This is a genomic window from Paraliobacillus salinarum (genome assembly GCF_014083865.1).
GTDB lineage: Bacteria > Bacillota > Bacilli > Bacillales > Amphibacillaceae > Paraliobacillus > Paraliobacillus salinarum.
The window spans coordinates 339,522-351,413 of record NZ_JACEFA010000001.1 but is presented as its reverse complement, the minus strand read 5'-3'; the positions used below and the strand labels follow the sequence as shown (position 1 = coordinate 351,413).

9 protein-coding genes are annotated in these 11,892 nt (G+C 34.1%); all 9 read left to right on the top strand.

Going from position 1 to position 11,892, the window contains the following annotated elements; genetic code table 11:
- The gene (locus HP569_RS01745; RefSeq protein WP_246366865.1) at positions 1-1,533 is read left to right on the top strand and encodes an FAD-dependent oxidoreductase; all 1,533 of its coding nucleotides are present in this window, start codon (positions 1-3) and stop codon (positions 1,531-1,533) included.
- Position 1,534: 1 nt separating this feature from the next.
- Positions 1,535-2,299 (top strand): alpha/beta fold hydrolase, encoded by a 765-nt coding sequence (locus tag HP569_RS01740; RefSeq protein WP_182199354.1) that lies wholly within the window; start codon positions 1,535-1,537, stop codon positions 2,297-2,299.
- 72 nt (positions 2,300-2,371) lie between these two features.
- The gene (locus tag HP569_RS01735) at positions 2,372-2,722 is read left to right on the top strand and encodes a DUF2200 domain-containing protein (RefSeq protein ID WP_182199353.1); all 351 of its coding nucleotides are present in this window, start codon (positions 2,372-2,374) and stop codon (positions 2,720-2,722) included.
- A 152-nt stretch (positions 2,723-2,874) separates the two neighbouring features.
- Positions 2,875-3,108 (top strand): DUF2316 family protein, encoded by a 234-nt coding sequence (locus tag HP569_RS01730; protein ID WP_182199352.1) that lies wholly within the window; start codon positions 2,875-2,877, stop codon positions 3,106-3,108.
- Positions 3,109-3,823: 715 nt separating this feature from the next.
- Entirely contained in the window at positions 3,824-4,441 is a 618-nt protein-coding gene (locus tag HP569_RS01725) for an HAD family hydrolase (protein ID WP_182199351.1), read from the top strand.
- Positions 4,442-4,600: 159 nt separating this feature from the next.
- Positions 4,601-6,229 (top strand): diguanylate cyclase, encoded by a 1,629-nt coding sequence (locus HP569_RS01720; RefSeq protein WP_182199350.1) that lies wholly within the window; start codon positions 4,601-4,603, stop codon positions 6,227-6,229.
- A gap of 111 nt (positions 6,230-6,340) precedes the next feature.
- Complete coding sequence (locus tag HP569_RS01715) at positions 6,341-7,279, top strand: HEAT repeat domain-containing protein (RefSeq protein WP_182199349.1); 939 nt, start codon at positions 6,341-6,343, stop codon at positions 7,277-7,279.
- Positions 7,279-8,682: a glycosyltransferase family 2 protein gene (locus HP569_RS01710; protein WP_182199348.1), complete on the top strand. Its 1,404-nt coding sequence runs from the start codon at positions 7,279-7,281 to the stop codon at positions 8,680-8,682. The genes HP569_RS01715 and HP569_RS01710 overlap by 1 nt, the downstream gene beginning before the upstream one ends.
- Positions 8,679-11,891 carry a hypothetical protein gene (locus HP569_RS01705; RefSeq protein ID WP_182199347.1) on the top strand — a complete coding sequence of 1,071 codons (3,213 nt, stop codon included), beginning with the start codon at positions 8,679-8,681 and terminating at the stop codon, positions 11,889-11,891. Before HP569_RS01710 ends, HP569_RS01705 begins: the two co-directional genes overlap by 4 nt.
- Position 11,892: the final 1 nt, after the last annotated feature.

Sequence of the window (11,892 nt, the reverse complement as noted above, 5' to 3'; positions counted from 1 at the left end):
ATGACAGTAAATAAAGAGTCTTATTGGTACAATACAAACGTAGCATCTTTTCCATCTATATCAAAGGATATGGAAGCTGATGTAACCATAGTTGGAGGCGGGATAACTGGTATAACAACGGCCTACATGTTAGCAAAAGAAAATATAAATGTGGTGCTAATCGAGGCAGATCAATTAATTAGTGGGACTACAGGACATACTACAGCAAAGATTACTGCACAACATGGCCTAGTTTATGATGAACTAATCCAGCACTTTGGAAAAGAAAAAGCAAAGCAATATTACACCGCGCAACATAGTGCATTAGAATATATCAAAGAAATCATTGATAGACATCAAATTTCCTGTGATTTTTCTGAAGAAGATGCTTATATTTATACGAATGATCCAAACGAAGTAGATAAAATTAATAATGAAAGCTTTGCCTATCAACTACTAGGTATATCTGGTTCAATCGTTAATGAATTGCCAATAGATATTCCAATGAAGCTTGCATTAAAAATGGATAAGCAAGCACAATTTCACCCTGTAAAATATCTTGCATCACTTATAAACGAGATATCAAAAAAAGATAACATACGTATTTTTGAACAAAGTCCTGCTGTCGATATACAGAAAAGCGATTCAGGCGAGCCAACCGTCGTGACAAAACAAGGGCATGTCATCCAATCGAAACACATTGTTATTGCAACACATTTTCCTTTTTACAATATGAAGGGATTGTATTTCGCTAGAATGTATGCGGAACGTTCACATCTTATTGCTGTAAAAGCAAAACAAAAATATCCAGGCGGTATGTATATTAATGCGGAACAACCTACTCGATCTGTAAGAGTTACTAAAACGGATGAAGAAGAGATTTGGCTCATCGGTGGAGAGAGATATCGTACTGGCAATGTAGATAAAACGAAAGAAGCTTTTCAGCAATTAGAATCATTTGCTAATCAACACGTTGAGGTAGATGCTGTAATTAATCAATGGGCGGCACAAGACCTTACCACAACAGATAAAATCCCATTAATCGGCCAACTATCTAAATCAACACCAAATATATATGTTGCTACAGGTTATCGAAAATGGGGGATGACAAACGGAACTGTCGCAGCACAAATAATCACTGATACTATTTTAAATAAAGAAAACTCAACGGCTGAACTTTTTTCACCGCAACGTTTTCATGGTGATCCAGATATAAAGAAACTGATTTCAATGAATGCTACTACAGCAAAACATTTAATTGGTGGAAAACTTGCTATACCAACGAACGATGTATCGTCTTTAGCTGAAGAACAAGCTACGATCATTGAAGCTGGATTAAATAAAGTCGGTGTTTATCGTGATGAAAGCCAACAATTACATGCGGTTGATACGACATGTACCCATTTAGGATGTGAAGTGAAATGGAACACCAATGAACAGACATGGGATTGCCCTTGCCATGGATCTAGATTTTCTATCGACGGTGAAGTACTCGAAGGACCTGCTAGTAAGGCCTTGAAACTTTACGATACATCGGAATTAGAGGAACGCTAATATGCCGACTGTTCAATTAAAACACGCAAAACTATTTTATGAAAAAATAGGTAGTGGGGAATCTATATTGTTTATCCACCCACCTGGTTTAGGCAGACTAGTTTTTCAATATCAAACAGAGTTAGCAAAACATTTTCAATTAATCATGCCAGATCTTAGTGGACATGGTGAATCAATATCTAAGCTTAATGGTGAATCTTCTATTGTTGTTCAGTATGTGGAAGAAATTAAGCATATCATCGAAGCTGAACATTTAGAAACAATCATTCTTTGTGCTTATTCAGCAGGTGGAGTGATCGCACAAGCTTTCACGTTAAAATATCCGAATTTGGTAAAAGCATTAATAATTTCTGGAGCTTATCCTAAGATTGATACGTTAGGTTTAGAGTGGATGTATCGGATTGGTGAAGGAGTAGTTATAAAAGATCCAAAAAAATTAGCAGAAATTCTTGCGTATAGCAATGCAAATAATGAATCAGATGAAGAGAAATTATATAAACATATTTTAAAGACTGATCCCGCCATATGGCTTAGATTTTATTTAGACACGCAACATTATAATCAAGTGGATCAAATTTCTTCCATCCAATGTCCGACATTGTTAGTATACGGTGAACGTGCGTATTGGATTCATCACCATAAGTTGTTTTACCAACAGAAAGCTAATATGCAAATTGCATTTGTCGATGATGCATTCCATCAAGTTCCTAGCAAAAACTTTCTCGCATTTAATCATTTAGTAAAGCAATTCGTTAAGAGCATTTAATTTACTGGGTTTGAGTAATGCATTAACAATTATGTGTGATAAAATGAAGTAAAACAACTGAGGATGTGTATCATGGCAAAACACAAAATTTATACGATGAGTTTCGCTAATGTGTATCCGCACTATATTAAAAAGGCCGAGAGAAAAGGACGAACAAAAGCTGAAGTTGATGAAATCATTCGTTGGTTGACAGGGTATAGTCAAGAAGAGTTCGAAACACAATTGGATAAGCAGACAGACTTTGAGACCTTCTTTGCAGAGGCTCCTTATTTGAATCCATCTCGAACGTTGATCAAAGGTGTGATCTGTGGCGTCCGCGTGGAAGAAATCGAAGAGCAAACGATGAAGGAAATTCGCTATTTAGATAAACTAATTGATGAATTAGCAAAAGGTAAGACAATGGAGAAAATTTTAAGAAAATAATTATTTAAAATAATAGATCAAACCATGTTATTAGACAAATGTTCATTAACAAGGTTTGATTTATTTATTTTGTTTTAACGACGTACAAACAATCACTAGTAAAAATTAAATAGTTGGGAAAAATACATATAACAGAATTCGGAGGTGAAAGAATGAGTTTAGATTCTGAACAAAAAAAGCATGTTGCTAAAGAACTAAGAGAAAACTTCAAGCACGCTGGATTGAGACCAGAAGTTATTCAAGCTGATTTAGCCTTCAGTCATGAGCAGTATGAAGAAACTATAAAGCTTGGTCCAACTAGTGATGAAGCAGCGGTTGAGCGTTTACGTAGCTATCTTGAGGAAAAAATAATAGAGCAAGGAAAAAAACCGTATAATAGTAATTGATATTAAAAATAGATTTACCTGAATGGTAATTTTCACTTGCCTAGGAACCGGGACATAAACAAAACACGTACAATAAGAGACGAACTAATTCCAATATACTGGATTTATAGTTCGTTTCTTATTTTAAGAGAGAAAATTAGCTGTGGAAATATACGATACTCCTCGAAAATAAAAAGCCATTTTCTTCGTGCGATGCATCGCTTCCTAAGCGTTCCTTGTCCTGCGGGAAAAGCGCGTAAATTGATGAAAAAACGGAAGTGAAAGACGACGACTCCTGCGGGAACAGCACGTGTCCGAAGATCCACTTGGTAAAGTGTTTTTCTTTACCAAGTTAGCTTCGGCCGTGCCCGCGGAAAGCGATCGTCTGTAACTGGAGTGAATGCGCACATAATACACATAACTTAATTATCATCCTTCATTATGATTAATACTTATAAATATACAGTCAGGGATTAGTTTTTCAGCAACTTCGAACAGCGCTAGCTGAAGCCGTGCCTGCGGAAAGAGAGTATATTTCCACAGCGGTGTTTGTTCTTCGTCATTAAGATAAATGTTCGTTTATATATTGAGAAATATTGTTTTGTCTCAAGCTCTAGTTTTTTTATTATATTCGCCTTGTATAGTTTATGTATAGTAAAATAAACTAAACTAGTGATTTGTCATAATTTATAGTATTTAAGATAAGTAGTTTTCTTATTAATAAAGGAGTATGAAAATGAAAAATATTATTTTTGATTTGGATGGTACGATATGGGATGCAAGAGAGTCTATCGTTATTGCTTGGAATAACGTTCTTGAGAGACATAATATAAATAAAAAAATTACAAAAGATGATCTGAAGGCTGTATTAGGTCTGCCTTTTGACGAGTTCAGTAAAAGGTTATTGTCAGATGTAGATAAAGAGAAAGCACTTAAAATTTTAAATGAAAGTTACGAAGCGGAAAATATCTATTTAACTAGTAATGGCGGTTTACTTTATCACAACGTGGAAGAAGTTTTAAAAAAGTTAGCAGAAAAATATAACCTTTTTATTGTGAGTAACTGTCAAGATGGGTATATTGAAGCATTCTATCACTATCATGGTTTAGATAAATACTTCCAAGACTATGAAAATCCAGGCAGAACCGGATTGTCTAAGGGAGAAAATATTAAGCTCATTATGGAAAGAAATCAGTTAATGGACGCTGTGTATGTTGGCGATACAACAGGAGACCAAGAAGCAGCAGCATATGCCGGTATTCCATTTGTTTTTGCAAGATATGGATTTGGTGAAGTAAGTAAATATAATTATGCCATTGATACGTTTGAGCAGCTATTAGATTTACCGATTTAATCAACACACTTTTTAAACAATAAATTTAGAAAAATATGTTTTTAGTGTCGAAATATGTTGAAATACTAGTATAATAGAATTAAATTAAGGCGAAACCGCGTGTGCAATTAATTATAGATTTCTCCATAATAGATACTTCACAGATCGGGAGGTAGCAAGATGGACTTTAATAAATATAAACAACTATTATTTAATAATATAAAAAAACAAGCAAAAGACTGGTTTGAAACCGGAACGAAAAAAAATATTCTAAATGAAGATGTGTATCGTTTTGTTCATTCCATTAAAGGAACAGCAGGTACTTTACAATTAAATGAATTATATGAGATCGCAGCTAATTTACTTGATGAACTTAACCAAGGCGATAAGGTGTGGAAAATTTACGAAGTGAGAGATTTCCTTTATCCCATTTTACAATATAGCTATGAGTATGAAAATTTTGAAGATACTGAGGTTGTAAATAACGAGGAAGAGGGAAATGTTGAAACACAAGAAAAGCCTGTTATCCATTTAATCGATGATGACACATCGATGCTTATTTTGTTAAAAGATGTGTTAGAAAAACAGGGCTGGACGGTGATAGCCAACAAAGACCCTATAGAAGCAACCAACCAATATTTTGACACTTCACCAGATTGCTTAATCATCGATCTTGAAATGCCTGAGAAAAACGGTTTTGAAATACTGAAAGACATACATGAACATAACGAAAAGAAATTTATCCCAAAAATTATTATTAGTGCAAACCATGGTAGAGAACAAAGAATTGCTGCTTTCAAGATTGGAGCAGATGACTTTATTGCTAAGCCAATTGATATTGAAGAGTTCATCGTCAGAGTTACACGACATATTCAAAGGAAACAGCTTTTTGATAAATCAGTGTTAATTGATGAACTAACCCAAGTATATAATAGAAAATTTCTACATGATATTTATCAACGACAATTAGAGATAACCATGGATAGAAATAGTGCATTTACAGTTGCTATGTTGGACATTGATTATTTTAAAAAGGTTAATGATACTTATGGACATGCAGCTGGTGATAGAGTATTGTATCATTTTGCACAATTCTTAATTAGAAATATTAGCCCTGCTGATACCGTTTTTCGTTATGGTGGGGAAGAGTTTGTGATTCTATTCCCTAACAGCACGATTGAAGAAGTAAAGATAAAACTAGAAGGCATACTTGCAAAGTACCAAAAAATAGAATTCAACGAAAGAGAGCAAACTTTCACAATGGCTTTTTCAGCTGGGATCTATACGATTATGGAAGATGAACCTCACCTAGAAACGGTTCTGGAAAAAGCAGATCAAGCTTTATACAAAGCGAAAAACAATGGAAGAGCAAGAATTGAAATAGGAAATGAATTGCCTAAAATTAAATCTAATAATAAGCTATACGTCTCAATTATCGATGATGAAATAATTATTCGAACGATCCTGACAAAAATATTTAATACAGTGACATCAGGTTTTGAACAATTAGATATTGCTGTATTTGAAGATGGATCGAAATTTTTTGAAAGCAAACGACATGAAATTGATGGCTCTCACTTTATCGTTTTAGATGGTGTGATGCCTGTTATGGATGGTATTGAAGTATTACAAAAATTAAAAGCCTTAAAGTTACAAGAAAAGTTTTTAATTTTAATGCTTACCAGTCGAAAAAACAAAAATGATATAGAACGTGCATTATCATTGGGTGCTAATGATTATTTAACCAAACCTTTTAATATCACTGAACTTCATACAAGAATACAACATTTATTACAAGGGATTGAGTAGTATATGATAATCACAGAATTGTCTATCTTATATGTACTATTACTATTCATTATTACGTTTCTCAGTATTCTTTTAGTATATTTATTAATAAGAAAAGCACGGGAGAATAGTGTGCGTAAACGTATAAACATGCATAAAGACAAGTATAGGGTTCCGATCTTTGAATATTTATCATCAGGAGAGACAACACGGTTGATTCAACCAATAGGCAAAGAAAGAAAGGTTGCAATAGAAGAATTATTAAAAGAATATGTTAGCGTATTAGATAGTTTAGAAACACGTTTAAATCTTTCACGCTATGCAGAAACACATTTAATGGATTTATATCTTAATAATTTAAAAAGTATTTATTGGGGCAAACGAATGAATACATTATTCAACATTGAAAATTTTCATATGACATCTTTGGAAGAAGAAGTAATAGAACACATTCTAAATAAACAAAGTGCTCAAAAAGAAGAAAAGATCCAAGGCTTATGTATCTTAGCTCATTTCCAAAGTAATTCATTTGAATCGTTCCTAGAACAAAACTATAAGGATTTATCAGAATTTGACCTGAGAAATATTTTGCGTAGATTAAACGACATTCAATTAGAAGATTTAATAGTAGACTTTGATAACTATGAGCAACATTTACAATGTGCTATATTGGATCGAATTAGTCTATTAGCTCAAGTGGAATTTGTACCATTTTTAGAATCAGTTTTCTTTAACAAAGAAGATGAAATAAGAATAAGAGCATTAAAAGCACTAAGTAATATTGGTCATGTTCAAGATATTCGCCAGTATTTTTCGTTATGCCAATCTACAATATGGCAAGAAAGAATGCTCCTAGCAAAATTATTAAAAATAATTCAAGACGAACAAGCGATCCCTTGCTTAAAAAAACTACTTCATGATCAATCCTGGTGGGTTCGATCACAAGCAGGGCAAACGATTGCTAGTTATCCTAGTGGAAATGTGATTCTCAATGATATACTTATAGAAAGTAATGATAACTTTGCAAAAGATATGGCTAGAGAATGTCTAGATAAAGGGGTCTTAATCTAATGGATTGGAACACAATTCTACAATTATACGCATGGGTTATAGCCATTTATATGATCGTGGTTATATTTTTTTACACAATTATTCTCTTTTTCTCAACACTTCAAATTAGAAAAGAATATCGGCTTAGTAAAACAGAACCATTTAAAGATTATATGGATGAGAACTTTACACGGCCGGTTTCCATTATTGTCCCAGCATATAATGAAGAAATGGGCGTTGTCCAAAGTGTACGCTCACTTCTCACGATTAATTATCCTCAATTTGAAATTATCGTAGTGAATGATGGTTCTAAAGACCGTACATTAGAAATTATGTTAGAGAAGTATGACATGGTACGGGTGAATAAGGTTGTGCGAAAACAACTGGAAACAGAAGAAACAAAAGGAATATATCAGTCTAGAGTTTTACCCAATCTGTATTTAATAGATAAGAATAATGGGGGAAAAGCAGACGCGTTAAATGCTGGGTTAAACTTTGCACATTACCCTTATTTTTGCTCGTTGGATGGCGACTCTATTTTAGAAAGAGATGCTTTTCTAAAAGTTATGAAACCGATTATCGACTCTGATGAGGAAGTGATTGCCTCCGGAGGTAGTGTTAGAATTGCAAATGGTTGTGATATCCAAAATGGTAACTTAATCAATATTGGTCTATCTAAATCACCTATTGTAGTGATGCAAGTAATTGAGTATTTGCGTGCATTTTTAATGGGGAGAATAGGTTTAAGTCGTCATAACCTTTTATTAATTGTTTCTGGAGCGTTTGGCGTATTTTCAAAACACTGGGTAATTGAAGCGGGAGGATACAAGAGAAATACCGTTGGTGAAGATATGGAATTAGTTGTACGATTGCATCGTATTACAAAAGAAAAAAAATTAAAGAAAAAAATAATCTATGTTCCAGATCCTGTTTGTTGGACAGAAGTTCCTGAAAGCTTAGGTGTTTTAAGAACGCAAAGAAGACGCTGGCATAAAGGACTATTCGAAAGCTTGTGGGCTCATCGTAAACTACTTCTCAATCCTAAGTATGGAACTATTGGATTTGTTTCCATACCTTACTTTTGGATTATTGAATTTTTAGGTCCTGTTATTGAGCTATCTGGTTATATATTTATCATTTTCTCCTTGTTTTCTGGCGGAATTTATATAGAATTTGCTATTCTTTTATTTCTACTGTCTACGCTGTATGGGTCTATATTTTCTATGACTTCAGTTCTTTTGGAAGAGTGGAGTTTAAGGAAATATCCAAAGGTTACGGACATTCTTAAATTATTTCTATATGCAGCTACTGAAACGCTATGGTATCGCCCGCTCACTGTGTTATGGAGATGTGAAGGTATTATACAGATTATTCGAAGAGATCACAGCTGGGGAGAAATGAAGAGAAAAGGTGTGTCTAAATGAAGAATCTATTTAAAGGAAATTATTTTTTTATTTATATTTTCTTATTTTTAATACTTGTTACTAGTCCTTTTTGGCTTTGGCAGCTGAAACCATCAGAGACACTAGATATTTTGATATTCGATAAAACAGTACCCAATCAAAGTTATCAAGAACATAACGGATTAACTTGGGTTTTAAACAATAACAAATATATGAAGTCAGATGGTACAGATTACAACAAAGAAGAGGATTATGTTGGTTTCAAACCTATGGATAACGAAACATATAAGATAGATAGTTATCCAGAAGATAGTGGTAAATACGATATGATTTATTTAGCCGATTCATACGGTGTTTATGAAGAAGAGTTTTTTGATGATAATGATAGTGGTATGAGATCAGATTTGATTCACGGAGGTTTAGAGCTTTCGGAAGTCGACCTAATTGAGCAAGCATTATATGAGCATGGTACAACATTAATTGCAGAATTTAATACGTTTGCTAGCCCAACAGAACCTGAAGTGCGTGAAAGAATGTTTAATCTTTTAAACTTAGAGTGGAGTGGCTGGATTGGCAGATTCTTTACTGATTTATCTAATTCAGAAGTCCCCCATTGGGTAAAAGATAATCTTGTTTCACAAGGCGAAGAATGGAATTATAAAGGCCCTGGTTTTGTTTTTGTTAATGATAATGATTTTGTTCATGTGGTGTCAGAGGAAGGGATTACAGATGAAGGTGTTCTTTTCGAAACAACCGATAATGGTGAAGCTGTATTTGGAGATCAAATCAATTCTACTTATGGATATTGGTTTGATATAAATTCGGCGAATGATTCAAAGGAAGTATTGGCTACATATTCCTTACCTTTAGTAGATAAAGAAATTACAAAGCTTGAATCTCTTGGTATTCCAAGTCAATTCCCAGCAATCATTCATCAGCAAAATGCACAATTCAACACTTACTATTTTGCTGGAGATTATGCGGACCAAAAAGAAGTTCCAGGAATCTATCAATCTGTCGGTCTTAACTTTATTAGACAGCTCCAAAGTGGCGAAGATTTTTATTGGGATGCTTATGTACCGATCATGGAATCCATTCTAGCTAATTCTAAGAAAAACACGATTGAAAAACAGCATGTGGAAATAGTAGAAAAAGACGGCATTCAAACCAATATGCAAACGAGCGATTCTTATCTTCAAGTTTTGAAAAATGGTGAGTGGCAAGACCTATTAATTAAAGGAGTGAACATGGGAATCGCAAAACCAGGTTCATTTCCGGGAGAAACAGCGATATCGAAAGAAGAATATTTTAGATGGTTTCAGCAAATTGGCGATATGAACGCGAACACGATCAGAGTCTATACACTTCATCCGCCAGCCTTTTATGAAGCACTGTATGATTATAATCAAATCGCATCAGAACCCTTGTATATCTTTCATGGTGTATGGGTGAATGAAGAAGATATGTTAGACACGCAGAATGTATATTCAGAAATCGTTGTCGATGAAGTAAAAGCAGAGATTAAACGGATGATTGATATCATTCATGGAAATGCGGACTTACCCGAACGTCCAGGTCATGCATCTGGCACTTATACAAAAGACGTTTCTCCTTATGTAGCAGGTTATATCTTTGGTACAGAGTGGGATCCGTATGTAGTGGAAAACACGAACGAAAAAAACGAGGATGTAGATCAATTTAGTGCAACATATATACAAACTGATGATGCAACACCATTTGAAATATGGCTAGCTCAAATGCTAGAGTATACTGCTAAATATGAGGCAGAGCAATACAATTGGCAGCATGCATTAAGTTTTACTAATTGGGTAACAACAGATTTACTAGAGCACCCATATGAACCTTTAGAAAACGAGGATCTTGTATCTGTAAATCCAAATCATATTAAAACAACGAATAGCTTTACTAGTGGTATGTTTGCTTCTTATCATGTTTATCCATATTATCCGGACTTCTTAAATTTAAATCCGGATTATCAAAATTACGTTGATCATACTGGTGAGAAGAATAACTACGCAGGCTATTTAAATGATTTAAGAAAAGAACACGATATGCCTGTACTTGTTGCAGAGTTCGGTGTACCAGCTTCTCGAGGATTGACACATAGAAATGTCCATGGCTTAGATCAAGGACATCACTCTGAAGTAGAGCAAGGTGAGAGCAATGCTCAGCTGTTTGAATCAATCGTTCAAGAAGATTATGCTGGTGGTCTTGTTTTTGCATGGCAAGATGAATGGTTTAAACGGACATGGAATACGATGGACTATGATAATCCAGATCGCAGGCCATATTGGAGCGATTACCAGACAAACGAACAACATTTTGGTTTATTGAGTTTTGATCCAGGAGCTAAAGATACGACTATTTATGTAGATGGAAATAAAGATGATTGGACAAAAATAAACCAAGAACCAATAGTTGAAGCTGAAGATTCTAACAGTAATGTAGAAAGCATGTATACACACGCTAATCAAGGTTACTTATATATGCGTCTTGACTTGAGAAAATCAGTTAATTGGGAAGAAGAAGATATTTATATAGCCCTAGATACAATAGAAAATCAAGGTCAGAAAAGCTTAAATATTGCTGAGAAAGACGAAGAAATGTTTGATTTTGGAACAGACTTTAAACTAGACTTAAAAAGTGAAAAAGACGCTAATTTACTAGTAGATAGTTACTATGATGTATTTCATTATCAATATGGCCATAGTTTAGAAATGGTGCCTAATCAAGCCTATGCAAGTAAAAAAGACAATGGCGTTTTTCATCCGATACGACTTGCGTTAAATAAAGAATTAAACATTCCTGAAAAAGACATTACACTACCATTTGAATCCTATGAAACAGGAGAACTAATGATAGGAAATGGTAATCCAAATCATTCAAATTACAATTCTCTTACCGATATAAGTATTAGCAAAGGTCAAAGAATGATAGAAATACGAATTCCTTGGTTATTGCTAAATGTTAAAGACCCTAGTCTGAAAGAAGTGATGGGTGATCTTTGGGATGGCGGATTAAATAGTAGCCAAACTATTGATGGAATTAATATCGGAGTGGTTACAACGAATAGTGATGTTGCGAATCAACAATTCAGTACTTTTTATAGTTGGGACAATTGGAACCAACCAGCCTATCACGAACGCTTAAAGAAATCGTACTACATCATGCAAGAGCTATATAAAAACGCAAGACTTGTGGAGGAATGAT